Genomic DNA, 18,616 nt, shown 5'->3' on the forward strand with positions numbered 1-18,616 from the left:
CTTCCGCATGTCGTTTGTTCCTCGTTACTTGCCATACGCTACGTGAGCATTTCTATGGTATCGCCCCTCGCCGAACTTCTGGCCCAGCTTCGTGTGGGCAACCAGAGATCCTTGATTACTTTCTACGAGCAGAACCGCGACCATTTTGCGCGCTGGGCGAAGTGGCACTATAAGCAGGAACCTACCACCGCTCACGCCACGTTACGAGCCGTCTTGTTGGAGTTCTACGACCGCGCCACCGATGGCCGCTTGACCAAAATGCCCCCCGACCTGCGCGCTTTTATTTATGACATGGCCCGGGAGCGCCTCGATAATGCCGCTGCCGAACGGTTGCCTCAGGCCGAAGCCAATCGGCGTCAGCATTTGCTGCAAGCATTTCATGCCTTGGGCGCCGATTGTCGGCAGGTACTTTCTTACTTTTATTTTCGGGGCTATAACTTCGAAAAAGTAGCCGGCAAAATGGGCTATCCCAATGCTGTAGTGGCTCGTATTCAGAAATCTACTTATCTGCGCAAGCTGTATGAAGTAGCTCTGCAAACATCCGACGCTGACCACCAGATACTTCCGCCCACCGACACATAACCGGATGCTGGCCCTTTTCTTGTTTAGTGGCCTGCACGTCTCATTCCTCCTACTTCTCTAGCTTCCCGCGCTGCCTTGGTTCAAAGTTCCACCTCTTCTATGACGTCGTCCTTCGACTTACGCCCATATTTGGAAGATATGGAGCGCTTTGCTGACGGTCAGCTATCAGCAGCCGAGCAGGAAGCGTTTGAAGAGCGCATGCTCGAAGACCCAGAGCTACTCAAAGCGCACCAGGCTTATGAGCAGCTGACGGCCGATTTGCGCTGGGCGGCCGGACACGAGATATTGCAAGAACAGCTTCAGGCGCTGGATCAAAGCTTAGATCAACGTCAGCAAGCGCTAACCAGAGTGCAACGTAGCCCAGCTACTACGCGCCGCCGTACCCGTCGGCGCTGGCTGCTGGCCATCATGGGCGTGATTCTGGTAGGCATTGGTACCTGGCTGATGCTGCGCCCCAGCGAAGACGATGCACCTGCTGCCTGGAGCCGCTATTATCAGCCAGATATGGGTTTGTCGGAAGACGAACCAAGCATAGCCCGTCGGCCATTGCTGGCGGAGGCCATGCACCAGTATCAGGCAGGTCGCTACCCCGATGCGCTTCGCATTTTGCAGCGCCTTTCCCCCGACCAAGTGGGCCAGGATACGCTCCTCTACTACAATGGCATTTTTCTGCTTCAGCAAGACCGGGCAACGGCGGCACGCTCTTACTTACGCCGCGTAAGTCAGCAGTCGAACTCTCCGCTGGCAGGCAAAGCGCTCTACCACCTTGGGATGGTGCATTGGCGCAATAAGCACCCCGTTGAGGCACGCGCTATTCTGCGGCAGGTAGCCGACGACCCCAACAACCCATACCGGGAAGATGCCCAGCTTGTGCTGCACGACAACGTACTTCAAGACCAATAAAAAAGCCCCCCATACATCGTCTGGGGGCTTTTTTGAGCAAGTAATTAACCAATAGTTCTTTCTCCGAATCTTGATCTGCGCGCCCGTTCAGCGGTGTGCTATTGGGTAAGGTTCTTCCTGATTAGGAATAAGCTGAAGTTGAAACGTATCTAAGTTCAACACAGCCAAGTGAGATAGCTCTGGATTGTGGCGGTAAACGCAGCCTGTATCGAGGCCGATTACTCCCTGGCGAGCCTCTACTCGCCGCTGCACTTCGGCCGTGGGTGTCGGAACGTGACCATATAGCAAGCGCCGCCCTTGGAGCCGCGAGGCATCAAATACGAACTGCTTAATATTGAGCATCGTGTTCCAATCCTGACGCATCTGCTGGGGGGGCAAATGAAAGTCGAAGCCGGCATGGACCAATGTAAAGCCCGGAATATCCAGCTGATACGGCAACGCATTGAGCCAGCGTAGATAATGAGTCGGAATATGAGCCGCCTCCGTCACCCCAAAGCTTTGTAGTGTCAACGCCCGGTCATCGGCCGACGCCCAAGTGATGGAATTCCGGCCGTGGGCCGCATCGAGCAACTCCTGATCATGATTGCCGCGCAAACAATACACTTGAAAACCAGCGGCTTGCAGCTGCATCAGGTAATCAAGTACCCCGCGACTATCAGGGCCTTTGTTTACATAATCGCCCAGCACGTACAACTCATCTGTGGGCCCCAGGCGCAACTTATTTTCTACCGCGTGGCGGAAGGTGCGCAGACAGCCGTGCAAATCAGTGGTAGCGTAGCGAGCCATTAGCGTTTTGAGAGTTACTTGATACTGTTCTTGTTTAACCTTAACCCGCAAGTCTTCCATGAAAACGGAGGTTCTGGGGGCTTTTCTGTGCTGGTCAATGCACAGTTTGTAAATCAAAAAGCACTTCCTCCAACGGAAGAAGTGCTTTTTAGATACCTCAGGCAAATACCTGTTTATCATCTAGCTATAAGCTGGCTTATCCAAATTGGGCTTATCGTAGTTGCGGTTGGGATTGTTGGTCATGTGAGGCGGAATATCAGCTTCGCCGTCGTTGGTGTATTCATCGGCTAAGCGTTGCGTCAACTCGTCTTCGTTGAGCGGTGTGCTGTTTGGGTCGCCTTTGGCTTTGCCGCCGGTAGCCGGATTGCCTTTATTTTCTTTGGACTGCTGGTTGGTATTATTGCTTTTGTACGGCATGATTTCAACAGGTTAAAGTGGTGAAATACTGGAACTACAAGCGTTATTCGCCCCGCAGAATACCCGATTCTTGGGCATTAGGGTCGTTCAAATCAGCGTTGGTTTCGGGAGTGGCGCGGCCAGCGGGGCTGTCTTGCACCGTCGACACATCGTGGTCGTCTTTGGTCAATGTGTTGCGGATGCCATCCACGTCGCTTTCACCGGCACCATGCAGGGTGCGCTGGGCTTTAGTGGCGTTGGCTTCCGAGGCAGAACGTGGCCGCCGAACGGTATCAGCGCTGGGCAGGTCAGAGTCAGGCATATCTTGGTCGGCTCCTTCATCGGCGCCCTCGCCTACGGTCAACATATTATCGGCGGGATGGCCTACTTTATCCGCATCTTCGTTCACAGAAATAGAGGTATTACCGCTGCCGCTGTCCGTGCCAAAGCCTTCTTTGCCATCACGGTTGCCAAAACCGCCACGGGCAGCTTCATTTTTGGGCGGATCAGCATCGGGGATGATATGACCGGCGGCTAATTCCTGATCAGTAGTGTCGTCGTTGATGACGCGGACGGGACGATTATTAGGATCAATGGCCATAGAAAGCGTCGTTTAAAGTCGTGGGTGGATTACCTTGAAGTGTACTATGGTTTGCGAAATTTGGTTTAAGTTGAACAGAAACACCGTGGCGTACAGCGAGTAAAAAGCGTTCGGGCCGAGCGCTTTATTGTCGATCATTCTTACCAAAAAAAGCCCCCCATGTGGACCGAACACGATAACGCCCTCACCCGCACCTTCCGCTTCCCCGATTTCAAGGTGGCCTTCGCTTTCATGACCGCCGTGGCCGCCGAAGCGGAGCGCCAGAATCATCATCCGTGGTGGTCCAATGTGTACGATACCGTTGAGTTTCGACTCTACACCCACGATGCGGGCAATACCGTCACCAAACGCGACCACCGCTTGGCCGAAGCCATTGATCGGCTAGCCGCTGAGCACGGCGCTAGTTAAGTAGCTGTTTATTGAGCTTGCAATTTCCTGTTTAGCACATCCTCGCATCGGCCTACCTTTGTGCAACTATGCCCGACGAATCTCCTACGACCACTGTTCTATACCTCGTGCCCACTCCCATCGGCAACCTGGAGGATATCACCCTGCGGGCCATTCGCATTTTGGGCGAGGTAGACACAGTGCTGGCCGAAGATACCCGCAACAGCGGCCGCCTAATGCAGCATCTGGGTTTGAAAAAGCCCTTGCTTAGCTATCATTTGCATAATGAGCACCAAACCGTAGCCCGCCTGATCGAGCGCCTAGAAAAAGGCGAACGGATGGCGCTGGTATCGGATGCGGGCACGCCGGGCATTTCTGATCCGGGCTTTTTGCTGGTGCGCGAGTGCCTGAGTCGGGGCCTGAAAGTAGAATGCTTGCCGGGGCTACTGCCTTTGTGCCGGCATTGCTTAAGTCGGGGTTTGGGGCTGAGCGGTTTGTGTTTGAAGGGTTTTTGCCCGTGAAGAAAGGCCGCCAGACCCGCCTGCGGGAACTGGCCACCGAAACCCGCACGTTGATATTTTACGAATCCCCGCACCGCATTGTGAAGACGCTGGAGCAGTTGGCCGAAGTATTTGGGCCTGAGCGGCAGGCGTCGGTGAGCCGGGAATTAACCAAGTTATTTGAGGAAACCGTAAACGGCACGCTGCCCGAGCTGGCTGCCAACTTTGCGGGCCGTTCATCCATTAAAGGAGAAATCGTTGTTGTCGTTCAAGGAAGTAAAGACTAGCCCAGCCGTTGCCGCGGCTCCGCGTCCTAGATCGGGATGGGCTTACTGGCAACCCTCGCTGTTGGCGCTGCTTAGTGCTGGGCTGTTGTGGGCCGGCTGGCCCGTGCACCCGGCTGCTATGGCTTTGCTACTGCTGGTGGGATGGGTACCGTATTTGCGGATGGAGCAATTGCTTACGCGACGCGGAGCCAGTGGCTGGAAGGTATTTCGCTATACCTATCTGACCTTGGTGCTTTGGAATGCTTTCACCACGTGGTGGGTGAGCTACAGCACCTTGGGCGGCGGAATTGCGGCCGTCGTGCTCAATGCGTTGCTGATGTGCCTGCCTACCATGGCGTTCTACCACACCAAAAAACTAGCTGGTCCTACGCTGGGCTACCTTTCACTGCCTATTTACTGGATAGCCTTCGAGCAGCTGCATTTGCACTGGGACCTCACGTGGCCCTGGCTTACGCTCGGCAACGGTTTTGCGCAGGCGAATAGCTGGGTGCAGTGGTACGAATACACCGGCTTTCTGGGCGGCTCCGTCTGGATTTGGGTGGTAAATATTCTGGCGTTTATGTCCCTGCAACAATACGCGGCGGCTAGTCGGCCGGGGGCGCCAGAGTTGAGCCGCGTACAGGTGCAGCGCCTGATCTTGGTTCCGTTGCTGGCTGCTTTGCTGCCCATCGGGATTTCTAAACTTATTGGCTACAACTACCAAGAAAAAGGCCCCCCAGTTGAGGTTTTGGTAATTCAACCCAACATCGACCCCTATCAGGAGAAGTTTCAGGGGGCCGAGAACTTTATTCCTATTGAGGCGCAGGTTACTCGGCTGATTAATCTTACCACTGAAAACCTGACGCCCAAAACGCGCCTCGTGCTCTGGCCCGAAACCTCGCTGGATCAGGCACAGTGGGAAACGCAGTTTGATGCGAATCCGAATACCCAGCGCGTGCGGGCTATGCTGGCTCAGCATCCCAATCTGGAGCTTATCACGGGCATCACTAGCCTAGTGGCATATCCAAGCAAGGAAAAGGCCAGCGTCACCGCCCGTTACCGCGATGATGCTGGGTATTTTGATGTATTTAATACGGCGGCTTTTCTGCCAAATGCTAGCACCCCGGCTACTTTTTATCACAAATCCCGCCTTGTGCCGGGCGTGGAGAAAGTGCCGCCGCTTCTTACTAAACTCATTGCCAACATCGACTTGGGTGGCACGGTGGGCAGCTACGGTAGCCAAGAGGAGCGCACCGTATTCCGCTCTCCTACCGACTCCGCGTTGCGGGTGGGCCCGCTGATTTGCTACGAATCAGTGTACGGCGACTTTGTGGCTGAATACGTCAAGAATGGAGCAAGCCTGCTGGGCATCATCACGAATGACGGTTGGTGGAGCGACTCGCCCGGCCACGAGCAGCATTTGCAATACGCCACCCTGCGCGCCATTGAAACCCGGCGGGCCATTGCGCGCTCGGCCAATACAGGCATTTCGGCTTTTATTAATCAGAAAGGTGAAGTCACGACCCAAACTGATTGGTGGGTGCCTGCGGCCAGCCGGGCCACTGTTCAACTCAACTCCGAACTCACTTTTTACGTGCGCCACGGCGAGCTGATTGGGCCCACGATGCAAGTGCTGGCAGGATTACTGATAGCACTGACTGTAGGTAAAGCAATAATGAGGCGACGGATTATTACAGCCGCTTAACATGAGAATGATTGCAGTTGTCCGTAAGCCCGTTTCAGACACAAAGCGTATTATGATTTATGATACAGGTAACGGTGTTTATCTGTTTGGTTATAATACCCTGAATGATGCTGGTGCCTGCTGGGATCAATGGCACGAAAATATCCAAGAAGCTATAGCAGCTGCACTAGAGGAGTATGGTACCCTTCCGGCTGACTGGGAAGTTATATCAGATCCTCTAGATAACTGCCAACATGACTGGATTGCGCCTATTCGCGTAAAAGGCCGTCTTGAGAATAACCCAGAATGGGGTCACCTCGAGAAACTGGTTAATGGTCAGTGGGTTCCTTTCGGGCTAGCGCTATAACTGACCACATAGATTTTCTCTATTATTTAGTCTGATGTAAAGTTCAGACAACAACTCACTCTATGGATTTCAACGCAATAAGCCTTCAGGTAGCGGAGATAGCGCGCCGGGCCGGGCAGTTTATTCGCCAGGAGGCAGCTAGCTTCGACCTAGCTACCGTGGAGCACAAGGGCTTGCATGATATGGTTTCGTACGTCGATCAGCAGAGCGAGAAGCAGTTGGTAGACGAACTGCATGCGCTGCTCCCAGAAGCTGGTTTTATTACGGAAGAAGGCACCGCTGCCAAAGCCCGCACCGAGGAATACAATTGGATTATCGATCCCCTCGATGGCACTACCAACTTCATACACGGACAACCCGCGTATTGCGTAAGCATAGCCCTGATGCACCGCGACGAGCTAGTGGTAGGTGTAGTGTATGAAATCAACCAGGATGAGTGCTTCCGAGCAGCACTGGGCGGCGGTGCTTTCTGCAACGAAAAGCCGATTCGCGTATCAGCCGCGGCCAATTTGCACGAGTCGCTGTTGGCCACGGGCTTTCCTTACTACAAGTTCGACCGGCTCGATGCGTACCTAAAAATCATGGGCGAATTCATGCAGTCAACGCACGGTATTCGGCGCGTGGGCTCAGCGGCGCTAGACCTCGCCTACGTTGCGGCCGGTCGCTTTGATGGCTATTTTGAGTTCAATATCAACTCCTACGACGTAGCGGCGGGCGTACTACTGGTGCGCGAGGCCGGTGGTCACGTGACGCAATTTCTCACTAATGGCGACCCCATATTTGGCCGGGAGGTGTTAGCTACGAACGGTCAGATACACCGGCAGATGCAGCAAACCATTGGTGATTACTGGAAGTAGTAAGCGCCAGCGCCAAACTTTTTTTCTGATTGCGTAGTTTTGTGGGCGTTATGCTATTCCAATATTTCCTGATCGGCGTTTTGTTTCTGGCGGCCACTTTCTATGTGGGCCGGATATTCTGGGGGGCTTTTTTCTCCCCTAGCACCACTGGCTGCGCCAAGGGCTGCGGCGGTGCTTGCGGTACCATCGATGTCGACCGGCTGCAACGCACTATTGAAGCGGCAGCGCAGAAAGCTGGACCGTTACCAAGTAAATAACATTCACTATTGTCGATTCAGACAACCTCGCCCCGTGCCGACTGCGTATAGTCGGCACGGGGTTCTTTTTGTTCCCTATTCTGCCGAACCGTTCCACTCCCAAACGCCCCCTGATCATGCAAGATAAAGAAGAAGAACGCTCCCTGATTATGGTAGAGCAAAAGCTAGCCAAGGACGGTTTCACCGAAGATTTTCGAGTTGAAGACGGCCGCCTGCGCCCTTTTAGCTCCGAAACCATCAGCTACGGTCCCCAGGATGTGACCATCGTAGATTTTTACCGCTTCGAGGGCGAGAGCGACCCCGATGATATGTCTATCCTTTATGCCTTGGAGTGCGCTGACGGTACACGTGGCACCATTTCCTCCTCCTACGGCCCAACGGGCGACTCAGACAGTCTGGAGTTTCTGAAGCAGGTAGAAGACCTAGGCAAAAACTTGAAGAAGGATCATAAATAAGAGCTTCATGCACAAAAAAGCCCCCAGAGGTTCTTCCGGGGGGCTTTTTTGTGCATGAAGCTTTTATTCAGCCCCACACGCGCGTTCCTTCTGTACAGTTGCGACACATGTCAATCTGGTCGCGGCCTTTAAGCAGAGAAGCACGAAACTGCCGATACTTTGGGCCCTGCCATAAGCCGCGGAAGGTTTGCTGAGATAAATCACCGAGACGATATTCGGCGTCTTTATCGAAGCAACAGGGCACCACCAAGCCATCCCAGGTGATGACGCAGGAGTGCCACATCTTCCAGCAATGATTCAGCAGGCGGTTTTTGATGCTCCAGGTGCCGTTTTGGTTATTCTCGTAGCGCGAGTAGTAGTCGATGGTTGGGATAAGGGGCGAGCCGTTCTGGTAGTCATAGATCTGGGCGGTTTTAAACCATACGTCGTCCACGCCCATTTCCTTGGCCAGTTGCTTGGCATCCTCAATCTGGTGCTCGTTGGGTTTTACTACCAAAAACTGAAACACCACGCGCGGCGTGTTCGATTTCAGCTCTTTGCGCCAGCGTAGCACATTGCGCGTACCCTCCAGCACCTTATCGATTTTGCCCCCACGCGGTACTGCTGATAGGTTTCTTGAGTAGTGCCATCGAGTGAGATAATCAGCCGGTCTAGGCCAGACTCCACGGTACGGCGGGCGTTTTGGTCGTTGAGGTAATGCGCGTTGGTGCTGGTGGCGGTATAAATACCTTTATCGGCGGCGTATTTCACCAACTCTAGAAAGTGCGGATGCAAGTACGGCTCACCTTGGAAATAAAAAATCAGGTACCAGAGCCGCGCCGCTACTTCGTCGATGGTGCGCTTAAACAGCTCGTCGGGCAGCATGCCGGTGGGCCGGGTGAAGGAGCGCAGCCCACTGGGGCATTCTGGGCAGCGCAGGTTGCAACTGGTCGTTGGCTCAAACGACAGAGCCATCGGCAGCCCCCAGTGTCGTGCCTTGCCGGTTAGCTTGCTTAGGGCGTAGCTCCCAACCACCTGCGCGGTATTAAGCGCCCGGCGCGGGGTAGTTTTGGAAAGCAGATTGAGTGCGTCGGTGAGCGTAGAGGCCATGGTGCGGGCAAAGGTCGGCAATGCCGGAACAAAAAAGCCCCCTAAAGTTTCGACAGCGCTTCTGAGGCACAAAAAAGCCCCCATACATGTCGTGTGGGGGCTTTCTTGACAACTTACAGGTATCTATTTCACTTTAATATCTCCTCTTATTTCGCCGCCGGGGAAAGCGGCGCTATGCAGGTTGGCGTAGAAACCGTTGTTGAGCAATAGGGCTTCGTCGGCTTCCGTGAAGGTGGCGGTTGCCGTGATGGGGAAGTCAGTTGGGGGAAGGGGTGAATTACGGGGCCATTCGTGCCGGGCGCGCCGCGGTGCAGGTGTCCGGCTTGCGGGGTCAGGCCGGTGTAGGTTACCGTGTAGGTGAGTACGTTGGTGTCTTTGTTGTACACTCCCGAAAAAGTGCCCGTAGCGGCTGAGGGAGTTGGTGGCACCTCTTGGCTGCCATTGAGCACCGCCGTCAATACCACATTGGGGTTTGGAGCGGGCTGAATAATCTTGCGCAACTCATCCAAATTGACTTGGTCGCAGGACGAAAACGCCACCAGGCCAAAGGCCAGGAGGAAACCGGAAGTGAGTTTTTTAAGCATTGGTTAGGTAGTAAAGAGTGAGTTATAGAAAAGAAGAAAAGTTGGGCCCGCTAACGCGGAAATCTGAACCGTAAACACCTTCGTAGAACGTACGACAAAGCGGCAAATTCGGTTCATAACGATTTAGTCCTCTTGCGTTTATAACTAAAATACAATCTATCTTAGAGTGGCACAACTGCCCCCCTAACCTCTCCATTCGGAAACTCAGCGCTATGCACGTCTATATAAGTGTCACCGGAGAGCAATGCCGCTTCGTCAGCTTCCAGAATGCTCGCCTTGCCTTCAAAGGGCAAGAAACCACTATTTGAAGGCAACGTCGCTATAATGGGCCCATTCGTGCCCGGCGCGGCGCGGTGCAAATGCACCACTGGTGATGAAGATGGTAAACTAATAAGTGACCAGTAGGTGAGCACATTGGTGTCCTTATCATATAATGCATTGATAATGCCCGCACGAGCAGAAGAAGTGGGCGGCACTACCTGACTACCATTTACCTGGGCTGTCAGAGCTACTTGAGGGCCCGGAACGGGAACAGGAGTGGACGGCTGCCTTATAATAGCCCCCGAGTTAGGGCAGCGAGCCGCTGCCCCGCGTCGACCAGCGACTCGCCGTCCACATACATATTCCCCGCCAATAGCAGAGCCTCGTCAGCTTCGGATAACGTGACGGTCCCATTGCGGGCGGGCAAGGCATAGGCAATAGGCCCATTCGTTCCTGGCGCGCCCCGGTGCAGGTGCACTTCATCTGCGGTTACAGAATTAAATACACTGCTATTGAATGCTACCACATAAGTCAGGACGTTAGTCTGCTGGTCATAGGTGCCCGTAAAAGAAGCTAAGCCGCTGCTGGGAAACAGAGGCCTCGGCACTAGTTGGTCGTTCGTGAGTCTCGCGGACAGAGATATTTCGGGAGGACTAGGCGGCGCCTTTTTGCGCAGGTCATCTATATCAAATTGGTCACAGGCAGCCGTAATGCCCAGACTCAGGAGTAAGAGAAAACCGGAAGTGAGTTTTTGTAGCATGATTGGGGAGCATGAAGTGAGCGTGTATCACTTTAGTATCCTTGCGGCTGGGCTATAGCAGAGCCTGCTTTATTGCCGCCTGACAGGCCCTCGAAGTTCGCCCTGAGGAAAAATTGGCGTATGCACATCCACATACATTCCGTTGTTGAGCAGCAACACCTCATCCTCTTCGGAAAGGGTAACGGTAGCTCCCACAGGGTGTGTGAGCGAAGGAAAGGAGAAAACGATGGGCCCATTCGTTCCTGGCTGCCCCCGGTGCAGGTGAGCCGATAGTACAGGCTCCACAGAGTAACCAATAGTAGAAACCAATACATTGGTTTGTGGGTCGTAGAGCCCTGCGTAAGTCCCAATAGCCCGCGACGGGGGGCCATTTACTACTTGGCGAGCGTCCATATTAGGGGAGGTCAAGGCTATCTTGGGCCGGGGGGCAGGCTGTCCATTCCCTCGCCAGTCTTCTAGGCCGAACTGGTCGCAGGCGGAAAACGCTACGGAGCCTAATGCCAAGAGGCAACAGCCGGTAAGTTTGTTTAGCATAGATTCGGAATTGTAGAGTGGGAGATAAAACCGGCCATGACCTGCCCGTTGAGCTGGTGATTGACAGTATTAAAGCGCTATATGAATATAAGGAAAAGACTTTGGAATATTTCCATAACTAGCTGGAATTCTGATTGTTGAGCTGAGATAAAAGTGTATCATAGTGATTTTATACAAGCACTATAAACCTCACTCTGCCTCTACCGTTAACTAGTATCTAACTCTGATCTGCTACTATGAAAATTCCAGTTGAAAAAGGCCAGGAAAAGGGCTTCTTGCCCGATGGCCGCCATACAGTTGAGATTACTGATATTCAAGAAGGCACCAGTGAGCACCAGAATGTGCCATTCTTCGCGGCGCGCATGGAAAACGAAGACGGCTTCGTGACCCAACGGTTCTATACTTCGGCGGCAGCCATGCCCATTCTGCTTTCCCTGTACTCCGCCGTTGGCATACATGCCGAAGCCGGCAAAGACCTCGACACAAAGCAGTTGTTGGGCAAGAAGCTTTCCATTGAGGTAAGCGACCATAGCTACTCGGAGCCAGCTTCCGGCGCTGAGCGCACGATTAAGCAAGCTACCGGCTTCCGGGCAGCCTAGCTCACGGCCCTAAAGCAAAAAAGCCCCCAGAGTTAGTCTGGGGGGCTTTTTTGCTTTAGGGCCGTGAGCTTATTTATCGGTTGCTACGGGCAAGGCGCTGGTGTACGTGGAGGCTTTGCCAAATGACTCTTTTATCTCGTCGATTGCCGCGTGACTGCTTAGGCGTTTGGGCTTGGTATTGAGGAAGGAGCCATCTTCAGCCAACAGAAAATACGAGGGCACCTCTTGCAAAGCGTAGGCCCGAGCCAGCGCTGAGCGCAAGCCGCCCGCCGCCCGCACATGTACGCCCGGCAGCTTCTTGCTTACTACCAGTTGCTTCCAGGCGGGGTCATTGTCATCGAGGGCAATATTGAGAAACACAATATTTTTGCCTTCGAATTTCCTCGCTAAATCCTGAGCATACGGCAGGTCGCGCAAGCTCAGACCGCTGGTCGTGCGCCAGAAGTTCAGGTACACTAGCTTACCGGCAAAATCACGCAACGACACCGTGTCGCCTTTTACTGTCACGAGCTTGAAGTCGGGAGCCGGCGCACCAATAGCGAAGGCTTTGTGGGTTTCAAAATCGCGCTGTAGCAGCGGAAAAAACTCATTTTTGGGATCTACGCTGCGAAAGTCAGCTAGCATCGCAGCCGACTGTTTCACGTGCCCGAAACGGAACGACTCCTGCAGAACACGACCCATAACCAAGGGCTTTACCGGACCCGTCAGTTGCTTCTTGGCCAACTCGTAGCACACCCAGTAAAAGTCGGGGTCGGTGCGCTGATGGTTGGCCGCTACTGCGGTATGATGAATGTAATTCAGCAAAAACTCCTGATGTTGCTCGCTTTGGGCAGCGCTGGGGTTGTTGATGAGCTTCGCGTCGTTGAGGAAGCCATAATACTCAGGCGTCATTTTCAGGCGGCCTTCTGTGGCTACCACCTGCTCGCGCAGATCCTGAAACGTGAGGCGGTCGTTGGCATAACTATAATCGATTTCGGCCTGTGCATATGCCTTGAAAGCGGCCGATATCTGATTGTCCTGTGCGTAGCCGTCCAAAAATTTCTGCTCGGCTTTGCGGCGGTAATCCAGAAAAGACAGAAAGCCAGGCTCGTAAAGCATGATGTTATCGGGCAGGACCTGAAAGCCATCATTTTCAATAAACTGCTCATCCAGTTCTACCAGATAGCTGCTGGCAGCGGAGCCAGGGCCCTTAAACTTGATGCTAGAAGCTAGGTCATTGCTTTTGAAACGCACTTCAATTGCGTTGCCAGGCTCCAGAAACAAATCAGCTACATCATCGCCGTACACGAGGTCGGCGCGGGTAGGACCAGGCACCGCCACGGCCAGCCGAAACTCCCCTTTGCTATCGAGGCGCGCGTAGGTAATGTGCTCTTTCGCGTCGAGCGGATGCTCGCGAAAAGAAACAGCAATAGTATCCGTCTTATGGTTGCTCACCTTCCCGGTCAGCACCACAGTGCCCTGTGCCCGACTCACAGCGGGCGCCAACAGCGCAACAGTCAGTAGACCAATAAGAAAACGGAGAGGCGATTTTTTCGAAGCAGAATTCATGCAGTAGGCAATCGACAGCACGGAGGATCCGTGGTGAATACTTAGCTAAATACTAATAACTGGTTGATCGGATCAATTCAGTATATTCTCGTTATAAGACAATTCTTACCCCGAAGATAAGGCATAAAAACCTATAAAGTGCAATATTGCGAATCACTTTTTCGTAACTTCTTGTTAGGGTATGAGTTCGAAATTGGGAAGCTGAGTGGCGTAAAAGCTCTCTTGGCAGCTGAAAAAGGGTGAAAAATGTATTTTACCGGAATAGAAGCAGCGATTCACTACTTGTTACCAGCTATAAACATGCCTAAATTTTTTACCCAAACAGTCCCGTTAATACTTCATCTAGCCTCCCAACCGGGTGTACCCGAATACCAAAGCGCCCTAAGTCCAAACCTCGAGCATTAAACTGCGAAATGTACATTTCCTGAAAGCCGAGTTTTTCGGACTCCGACAAACGCTGATCGAGACGGCTGACGGCACGTATTTCGCCGCTCAATCCTACCTCAGCCGCCAAGCAGGTTTCGCCGCTGAGCGGTATGTCATTGAGGGAAGAAACGACAGCAGCGCACACGGCCAGATCGAGGGCTGGGTCTTCTAAACGCAACCCACCGGCAATGTTTAGAAACACGTCGTGCTGCCCCAGGCGGAGGCCGCTCCGCTTTTCGAGTACGGCCAGCAGCATCTGTAGCCGCTTGGAGTCGAAGCCGGTACTACTGCGCTGGGGCGTGCCATACGTAGCGGGGCTCACCAGGGCCTGCACTTCCACTAGCAAGGGCCGGTTCCCCTCCAGTGTAGCCCCGATGGCAATGCCACTGAGTGTTTCGGTGCGCTGGCTAAGCAGAATTTCCGAAGGGTTGGATACCTGGCGCAAACCAGCGCCCTGCATCTCATAAATACCCAGCTCAGAAGTAGACCCAAACCGATTTTTGATGGTGCGCAGAATCCGGTAGCTCAGATGCCGGTCGCCTTCGAACTGCAACACGGTATCGACCATATGCTCCAGAATCTTGGGGCCGGCAATGGAACCGTCTTTGGTGATATGGCCAATGAGCAGTACGGGCACGCCGGTTTCCTTGGCGTACTTAAGCAGTTCGGCGGTGCACTCCCGCACTTGCGACACCGAGCCGGCTCCTGACTCCACCAAGCCCGATTGCAGGGTCTGGATAGAATCGACTACCACCACATTGGGCTGTAGCTGGTCGATTTGGCGGAAGATATTTTGAGTATTGGTTTCGGTGAGGATGTAGCAGCCGGGATGCTGGTCGCCGAGGCGCTCCGCCCGCATCTTGATTTGCTGCTCACTTTCCTCCCCCGAGATATACAGCACCTTGAGCTGCCGTAAGCTCATGGCAATCTGGAGCATAAGCGTGCTTTTGCCAATGCCCGGCTCGCCACCGATAAGCACCAGGGAGCCGGGCACGAGGCCACCCCCGAGCACGCGGTTTAGCTCGCCGTCGTGCGTGTCGATACGGGCTTCCTCCTCGTAGTGAATCTCGCCGATGGGGCGGGGCTTGGCGCTGGTTTTGGCGCCGGGTGAAGCTGTAGGCGGCTTCCAGGAGCCGGTAGACTGGTTATTTTCTTTTTCGACTACTTCCTCCACGTAGGTATTCCACTCCCCACACGATGGGCAGCGGCCAATCCATTTGGCTGACTGAGCACCACACTTTTGACAGAAATAAAGGGTCTTGATTTTGGCCATGAATTGGTTCGGATGAACGTATAGAATGCTCAGCGGGAAGGAAAAGTTTGGCAAGATCGAGATTTGCCGGTGCTCACTGGTTCGGGACGTCGACGGCGGTGAGTATTCGTTGCATTAGGTTAGCCGAAAGTGAATTTGGCTTACCTTGCTTAAGGTCTTTAAGTGCTTGGATTACGGAAAAAGCCCCCCAATCTGCTGCCAGATGAGCTAGCCAAACTCAGGTGCAGTGCTGCTTGTTATGTATCGATTTATTTCCCCTTAGCTATCTCTGTTGTATGGTTAGCCTTGCCCCTACCGATCTAGCCGTTATTCCGGCATTCGCCGATTTGCCCCCCGAAACCATCGATTGGCTCCTTGCTCACGGGGAGCGGCGCGAATACGCGGCCGAAGAGATTATCTTCAAACCCGGCGACCCGGCTGAGTATATGATGGCCTTACTACAAGGCGAACTTCAGTTTTTTGCGGTGCGCAATGGCAATCGGGAGCCTATTTTTCGGATAAGTGCGGGGCAAGTGAGTGGCGTGCTGCCGTATTCGCGGTTGCGCGTTGTGAATGGCTATAGCATCGCGACCATGCCTACCGTTACGTTCGTGCTGCACCGCGACCTGTTTCCGGAGCTGGAGCGAACAAGCCCGGAACTGACGCAGCGTTTGGTGGCCTTGATGAGCGACCGGGCCCGTGATGAGGCTCGCGGGCAAGAACGCGACGACAAGCTGCGCGCCCTCGGTAAGCTGTCGGCGGGATTAGCGCATGAGCTGAATAATCCGGCGGCGGCCATTGCCCGCGCCTCGCAAGCCTTGCAGGAATTGAACCTGGCTAAGCCCTCGCAGCTGCTGGATTTGCTTCAGCATTGCCCTACTCCGGAAGCGCTGAAAGCGTTGACGCTATTAGCTACGGAAATAACTGCCAATGAGAAGTCTATGTCGGCGCTGGAGTGCGCTGATTACGAGGACGATCTAGCCGATTGGCTCGAAGACCAAGGAGTAGCCGATGGCTACCGCCTCGCGGCCGGGCTGCTGGAGGCCGGAGTGACCAAGGATATACTTGCTCCCGTAGCCGCCAACTTGCCCAAGCCCGCGCTGCCGGCTGCTTTTGCTTGGCTGGAAGGCCAACTCACCACCCAACGTTTAATCCGAGATGTGCAGGAGGCCGGCGGCCGGATCAGCACTTTGGTAGCCAGCGTAAAGACCTACTCGCACATGGACCGCGCCACCGACCGCGCGCCCCTCGATATTCACAGCGGTCTGGAAAGCACCCTTACCATGCTGGGCCATCAGCTCCGCGACAAAAAGATTCAGCTGACTCGCGATTTTGCCCCTCAGCTTCCGTTGGTACGGGGTCAGGTCAGTAGCCTGAACCAGGTATGGACCAACCTGCTCGATAATGCCATCGATGCTGTGGCTGTGGGCGGCGAGATTACGGTGCGCACCCATTTGCAGAGTGGCTTTGTGCGCGTTGCCATCATCGACAACGGTACGGGTATCGCGCCGGATGTGCTGAATCATATTTTTGAGCCCTTCTTCACTACAAAGGAAGCCGGTGCCGGCTCCGGCCTGGGCCTCGATATCGCTCAGCGTATTGTACGAAGCCATAATGGGCGTCTGGAGGTGAACTCAGTACCTGGGCACACGGAGTTTAGCGTGTGGCTTCCAGCGCTCACGTAAGGCTGGGGGCTTTTTCTAATAAGGCCGAGAGTAGTTGAAGTAAAAAAGCCCCCCAGCCCGTCTGTACCTTTGCATGGATACGATTGACCATCAGGCAAAGCGCAGCATGACATCCTACCTAATCTATTAGCGCATAGTTTACCAAGCACCTATCACTGCTATGAAAAAACCAGTTCTCCTTGTTGTGGATGACGATCCGCAGGTACTCAGCGCCATCGACCGGGATTTGCGAAGCGAATTTCGCCGCGACTATCGGGTGCTGCGGGCCAGCTCGGGGCCGGAGGCTCTGGAAATTCTGAAGGAGCTGGCCACTCGTGCCGAGCCGCTGGCGCTGCTCCTGGCCGATCAGCGCATGCCCGAAATGGAAGGCGTGGAGCTGCTGGAAAAAGCCCGCGCCATATTTCCGGATGCCAAGCGAGTGCTGCTCACGGCCTACGCCGATACCGAGGCCGCTATTCGGGCCATCAACAACGCCCACCTCGACTATTATCTCCTCAAACCTTGGGATCCGCCGCAGGAGTTACTCTACCCCACCTTGCGCGACTTGCTGGCCGCCTGGCAAGCTCACTATAGGCCACGCTTTCAGGGGCTTAGACTGATCGGATTTCAATGGTCGCCGCTTTCGCATGAGCTGAAAGACTTTCTGGCGGGCTATATGGTGGCGTATCAATGGCTCGATTATGAAACCAACCCTGAAGCGGATACGCTGTTGCAAAGCACGGGCCTCACCCCGCCGACTTGCCCGTCGTGGTGTTTGAAGATGGCTCTGCGCTAGCCCGCCCCGAGCGGGCAGCGGTGGCGCTCAAAATAGGTTTATCGCAGAAAGCTTCCGCTGAGCTTTATGATGTAGTCGTGATTGGCGCCGGACCGTCGGGGCTGGCGTCGGCGGTGTATGGCGCTTCGGAGGGGCTGAAGACGCTGGTTATTGAGCGGGGTGCGCCCGGCGGACAGGCCGGTAGCAGCTCACGCATTGAAAACTACTTAGGCTTCCCCACGGGCCTAAGCGGCGCCGAACTGGCTCACCGGGCTTGGGCGCAGGCCGTTCGCTTAGGCGCCGAACTAGTTGGACCACAAGAGGTTACCAATCTATGCTTACAGGATGAGTACAAAGTTCTGACGCTGGCAGATGGCAGCGAAGTACGCACCCGGGCCCTAGTGTTGGCTACTGGTGTAAGCTACCGAACCTTGGATGTACCTGGTGAGCATCACCTAAGCGGCGCTGGCGTGTACTATGGCGCGGCCCGCACCGAAGCGCGCTCCTGCGACCAACAGGACGTCTACATTGTAGGTGGTGGCAACTCGGCAGGCCAAGCGGCTATGTACCTGGCTACTTACGCCCGCCGCGTGTTCATTCTAATTCGGGGCGAATCGTTGGCGGCTTCCATGTCGGCTTATCTGATTGAGCAGATTGGGCAAACCGACAATATCGAAATCCTACCTTTTGCACAGGTAAAGGAAGTGCGGGGACAGGATCATTTGGAGGAAGTGATAATCGTAAACCGAGGGCAGGAAGAAGTGCGGCCCGCCCGCGCCATGTTCGTCTTTATTGGTGCGAAACCTAGCACCGAATGGGTTCAGGACATCCTGCTCTGCGATAAGCGCGGCTTTTTGCTCACGGGCCGCGATTTGGTAAGCGACTCGCGCTTCGCGGCCCTTTGGAAGCGCAACCGCGAGCCGTATCTGCTCGAAACCTGCGTGCCGGGCATCTTTGCCGCCGGCGACAATCGGGTGGGCGCCATGGCACGAGTGGCATCGGCCGTGGGCGAAGGCTCCATGGCGATTAAATTTGTGCACGAATACTTAGATGAATAGCAACGAGCAGTAGTGACTTAGATCG

At 54.4% G+C, this 18,616-nt stretch carries 21 protein-coding genes and 3 pseudogenes; 13 read left to right on the top strand and 11 right to left on the bottom strand.

Going from position 1 to position 18,616, the window contains the following annotated elements; all coding sequences use genetic code 11:
* The first annotated feature begins 42 nt into the window (after positions 1 to 42).
* Together EPD59_RS21125 and EPD59_RS21130 are read left to right on the top strand one after the other, a co-directional pair.
* Positions 43 to 582, top strand: a complete 540-nt coding sequence (locus tag EPD59_RS21125) for a hypothetical protein (RefSeq protein WP_133274504.1) — start codon at positions 43 to 45, stop codon at positions 580 to 582.
* Between the two features lie 99 nt (positions 583 to 681).
* Positions 682 to 1,485: a tetratricopeptide repeat protein gene (locus EPD59_RS21130; protein ID WP_133274505.1), complete on the top strand. Its 804-nt coding sequence runs from the start codon at positions 682 to 684 to the stop codon at positions 1,483 to 1,485.
* Between the two features lie 87 nt (positions 1,486 to 1,572).
* Here the strand turns inward: EPD59_RS21130 and EPD59_RS21135 are convergent, their stop codons facing one another.
* The 3 genes from EPD59_RS21135 to EPD59_RS21145 all read right to left on the bottom strand — a co-directional run bounded on the left by EPD59_RS21135 (position 1,573) and on the right by EPD59_RS21145 (position 3,268).
* Positions 1,573 to 2,331: a metallophosphoesterase family protein gene (locus EPD59_RS21135; protein ID WP_165963689.1), complete on the bottom strand. Its 759-nt coding sequence runs from the start codon at positions 2,329 to 2,331 to the stop codon at positions 1,573 to 1,575.
* A gap of 120 nt (positions 2,332 to 2,451) precedes the next feature.
* Positions 2,452 to 2,688, bottom strand: a complete 237-nt coding sequence (locus EPD59_RS21140; protein WP_133274507.1) for a hypothetical protein — start codon at positions 2,686 to 2,688, stop codon at positions 2,452 to 2,454.
* Positions 2,689 to 2,731: 43 nt separating this feature from the next.
* The gene (locus EPD59_RS21145; RefSeq protein WP_133274508.1) at positions 2,732 to 3,268 is read right to left on the bottom strand and encodes a hypothetical protein; all 537 of its coding nucleotides are present in this window, start codon (positions 3,266 to 3,268) and stop codon (positions 2,732 to 2,734) included.
* A 159-nt stretch (positions 3,269 to 3,427) separates the two neighbouring features.
* Between EPD59_RS21145 and EPD59_RS21150 the strand changes: the two genes are divergently transcribed.
* The 7 genes and pseudogenes from EPD59_RS21150 to EPD59_RS21180 all read left to right on the top strand — a co-directional run bounded on the left by EPD59_RS21150 (position 3,428) and on the right by EPD59_RS21180 (position 8,041).
* Positions 3,428 to 3,676 carry a 4a-hydroxytetrahydrobiopterin dehydratase gene (locus tag EPD59_RS21150; RefSeq protein WP_133274509.1) on the top strand — a complete coding sequence of 83 codons (249 nt, stop codon included), beginning with the start codon at positions 3,428 to 3,430 and terminating at the stop codon, positions 3,674 to 3,676.
* A 68-nt stretch (positions 3,677 to 3,744) separates the two neighbouring features.
* Positions 3,745 to 4,442: pseudogene (rsmI, locus tag EPD59_RS21155) on the top strand (16S rRNA (cytidine(1402)-2'-O)-methyltransferase).
* A 61-nt stretch (positions 4,443 to 4,503) separates the two neighbouring features.
* Positions 4,504 to 6,126: an apolipoprotein N-acyltransferase gene (lnt, locus tag EPD59_RS21160; protein WP_240731550.1), complete on the top strand. Its 1,623-nt coding sequence runs from the start codon at positions 4,504 to 4,506 to the stop codon at positions 6,124 to 6,126.
* A gap of 7 nt (positions 6,127 to 6,133) precedes the next feature.
* Positions 6,134 to 6,472: a hypothetical protein gene (locus tag EPD59_RS21165; protein WP_133274510.1), complete on the top strand. Its 339-nt coding sequence runs from the start codon at positions 6,134 to 6,136 to the stop codon at positions 6,470 to 6,472.
* A gap of 62 nt (positions 6,473 to 6,534) precedes the next feature.
* Positions 6,535 to 7,329, top strand: a complete 795-nt coding sequence (locus tag EPD59_RS21170) for an inositol monophosphatase family protein (RefSeq protein ID WP_133274511.1) — start codon at positions 6,535 to 6,537, stop codon at positions 7,327 to 7,329.
* A gap of 50 nt (positions 7,330 to 7,379) precedes the next feature.
* A complete protein-coding gene (locus tag EPD59_RS22025; protein WP_205703459.1) occupies positions 7,380 to 7,586 on the top strand; it encodes a hypothetical protein in 207 nt (68 codons plus the stop codon).
* Between the two features lie 116 nt (positions 7,587 to 7,702).
* Entirely contained in the window at positions 7,703 to 8,041 is a 339-nt protein-coding gene (locus tag EPD59_RS21180; RefSeq protein ID WP_133274512.1) for a hypothetical protein, read from the top strand.
* A 67-nt stretch (positions 8,042 to 8,108) separates the two neighbouring features.
* On the opposite strand, the pseudogene EPD59_RS21185 reads toward EPD59_RS21180, so the two are convergent.
* From EPD59_RS21185 to EPD59_RS21205, 6 genes and pseudogenes are all read right to left on the bottom strand, one after another.
* Positions 8,109 to 9,130, bottom strand: a pseudogene (locus tag EPD59_RS21185) (SPASM domain-containing protein).
* Positions 9,131 to 9,253: 123 nt separating this feature from the next.
* The gene (locus EPD59_RS24265; RefSeq protein WP_394347234.1) at positions 9,254 to 9,337 is read right to left on the bottom strand and encodes a CHRD domain-containing protein; all 84 of its coding nucleotides are present in this window, start codon (positions 9,335 to 9,337) and stop codon (positions 9,254 to 9,256) included.
* 95 nt (positions 9,338 to 9,432) lie between these two features.
* Positions 9,433 to 9,714 (bottom strand): annotated as a pseudogene (locus EPD59_RS24270) (CHRD domain-containing protein); the annotation flags it as partial.
* A gap of 161 nt (positions 9,715 to 9,875) precedes the next feature.
* Positions 9,876 to 10,190, bottom strand: a complete 315-nt coding sequence (locus EPD59_RS21195; RefSeq protein WP_165963690.1) for a CHRD domain-containing protein — start codon at positions 10,188 to 10,190, stop codon at positions 9,876 to 9,878.
* 74 nt (positions 10,191 to 10,264) lie between these two features.
* Complete coding sequence (locus tag EPD59_RS21200; protein WP_133274514.1) at positions 10,265 to 10,735, bottom strand: CHRD domain-containing protein; 471 nt, start codon at positions 10,733 to 10,735, stop codon at positions 10,265 to 10,267.
* Between the two features lie 69 nt (positions 10,736 to 10,804).
* Entirely contained in the window at positions 10,805 to 11,269 is a 465-nt protein-coding gene (locus tag EPD59_RS21205; RefSeq protein ID WP_133274515.1) for a CHRD domain-containing protein, read from the bottom strand.
* A gap of 236 nt (positions 11,270 to 11,505) precedes the next feature.
* Between EPD59_RS21205 and EPD59_RS21210 the strand changes: the two genes are divergently transcribed.
* The gene (locus tag EPD59_RS21210; protein WP_133274516.1) at positions 11,506 to 11,868 is read left to right on the top strand and encodes a hypothetical protein; all 363 of its coding nucleotides are present in this window, start codon (positions 11,506 to 11,508) and stop codon (positions 11,866 to 11,868) included.
* Between the two features lie 69 nt (positions 11,869 to 11,937).
* Here the strand turns inward: EPD59_RS21210 and EPD59_RS21215 are convergent, their stop codons facing one another.
* Positions 11,938 to 13,416 (bottom strand): TlpA family protein disulfide reductase, encoded by a 1,479-nt coding sequence (locus tag EPD59_RS21215; protein ID WP_133274517.1) that lies wholly within the window; start codon positions 13,414 to 13,416, stop codon positions 11,938 to 11,940.
* Between the two features lie 313 nt (positions 13,417 to 13,729).
* A complete protein-coding gene (gene radA, locus EPD59_RS21220) occupies positions 13,730 to 15,115 on the bottom strand; it encodes a DNA repair protein RadA (protein WP_133274518.1) in 1,386 nt (461 codons plus the stop codon).
* A 275-nt stretch (positions 15,116 to 15,390) separates the two neighbouring features.
* Here radA and EPD59_RS21225 point away from each other — a divergent pair, with 275 nt between their 5' ends.
* The 3 genes from EPD59_RS21225 to EPD59_RS23975 all read left to right on the top strand — a co-directional run bounded on the left by EPD59_RS21225 (position 15,391) and on the right by EPD59_RS23975 (position 18,591).
* Complete coding sequence (locus EPD59_RS21225; RefSeq protein WP_133274519.1) at positions 15,391 to 16,779, top strand: sensor histidine kinase; 1,389 nt, start codon at positions 15,391 to 15,393, stop codon at positions 16,777 to 16,779.
* A 160-nt stretch (positions 16,780 to 16,939) separates the two neighbouring features.
* The gene (locus EPD59_RS23970) at positions 16,940 to 17,554 is read left to right on the top strand and encodes a response regulator (protein ID WP_317128426.1); all 615 of its coding nucleotides are present in this window, start codon (positions 16,940 to 16,942) and stop codon (positions 17,552 to 17,554) included.
* Positions 17,527 to 18,591 carry an NAD(P)/FAD-dependent oxidoreductase gene (locus tag EPD59_RS23975; RefSeq protein ID WP_317128427.1) on the top strand — a complete coding sequence of 355 codons (1,065 nt, stop codon included), beginning with the start codon at positions 17,527 to 17,529 and terminating at the stop codon, positions 18,589 to 18,591. The genes EPD59_RS23970 and EPD59_RS23975 overlap by 28 nt, the downstream gene beginning before the upstream one ends.
* Positions 18,592 to 18,616: the final 25 nt, after the last annotated feature.

The organism is Hymenobacter radiodurans, assembly GCF_004355185.1.
GTDB classification, from domain to species: Bacteria; Bacteroidota; Bacteroidia; order Cytophagales; family Hymenobacteraceae; genus Hymenobacter; species Hymenobacter radiodurans.

What these genes read in the sequence shown, in the direction of transcription:
- EPD59_RS21180 (WP_133274512.1), top strand. Translation starts at nt 7,703, where the DNA reads ATGCAAGATAAAGAAGAAGAACGCTCCCTGATTATGGTAGAGCAAAAG.
- EPD59_RS21200 (WP_133274514.1), bottom strand. Translation starts at nt 10,735, where the DNA reads ATGCTACAAAAACTCACTTCCGGTTTTCTCTTACTCCTGAGTCTGGGC.
- EPD59_RS21215 (WP_133274517.1), bottom strand. Translation starts at nt 13,416, where the DNA reads ATGAATTCTGCTTCGAAAAAATCGCCTCTCCGTTTTCTTATTGGTCTA.
- EPD59_RS21135 (WP_165963689.1), bottom strand. Translation starts at nt 2,331, where the DNA reads ATGGAAGACTTGCGGGTTAAGGTTAAACAAGAACAGTATCAAGTAACT.
- EPD59_RS21205 (WP_133274515.1), bottom strand. Translation starts at nt 11,269, where the DNA reads ATGCTAAACAAACTTACCGGCTGTTGCCTCTTGGCATTAGGCTCCGTA.
- EPD59_RS21225 (WP_133274519.1), top strand. Translation starts at nt 15,391, where the DNA reads ATGGTTAGCCTTGCCCCTACCGATCTAGCCGTTATTCCGGCATTCGCC.
- EPD59_RS21150 (WP_133274509.1), top strand. Translation starts at nt 3,428, where the DNA reads ATGTGGACCGAACACGATAACGCCCTCACCCGCACCTTCCGCTTCCCC.
- EPD59_RS21170 (WP_133274511.1), top strand. Translation starts at nt 6,535, where the DNA reads ATGGATTTCAACGCAATAAGCCTTCAGGTAGCGGAGATAGCGCGCCGG.
- EPD59_RS21165 (WP_133274510.1), top strand. Translation starts at nt 6,134, where the DNA reads ATGATTGCAGTTGTCCGTAAGCCCGTTTCAGACACAAAGCGTATTATG.
- EPD59_RS21210 (WP_133274516.1), top strand. Translation starts at nt 11,506, where the DNA reads ATGAAAATTCCAGTTGAAAAAGGCCAGGAAAAGGGCTTCTTGCCCGAT.
- EPD59_RS21130 (WP_133274505.1), top strand. Translation starts at nt 682, where the DNA reads ATGACGTCGTCCTTCGACTTACGCCCATATTTGGAAGATATGGAGCGC.
- EPD59_RS22025 (WP_205703459.1), top strand. Translation starts at nt 7,380, where the DNA reads ATGCTATTCCAATATTTCCTGATCGGCGTTTTGTTTCTGGCGGCCACT.
- radA (WP_133274518.1), bottom strand. Translation starts at nt 15,115, where the DNA reads ATGGCCAAAATCAAGACCCTTTATTTCTGTCAAAAGTGTGGTGCTCAG.
- EPD59_RS21145 (WP_133274508.1), bottom strand. Translation starts at nt 3,268, where the DNA reads ATGGCCATTGATCCTAATAATCGTCCCGTCCGCGTCATCAACGACGAC.
- EPD59_RS23970 (WP_317128426.1), top strand. Translation starts at nt 16,940, where the DNA reads ATGAAAAAACCAGTTCTCCTTGTTGTGGATGACGATCCGCAGGTACTC.
- EPD59_RS21140 (WP_133274507.1), bottom strand. Translation starts at nt 2,688, where the DNA reads ATGCCGTACAAAAGCAATAATACCAACCAGCAGTCCAAAGAAAATAAA.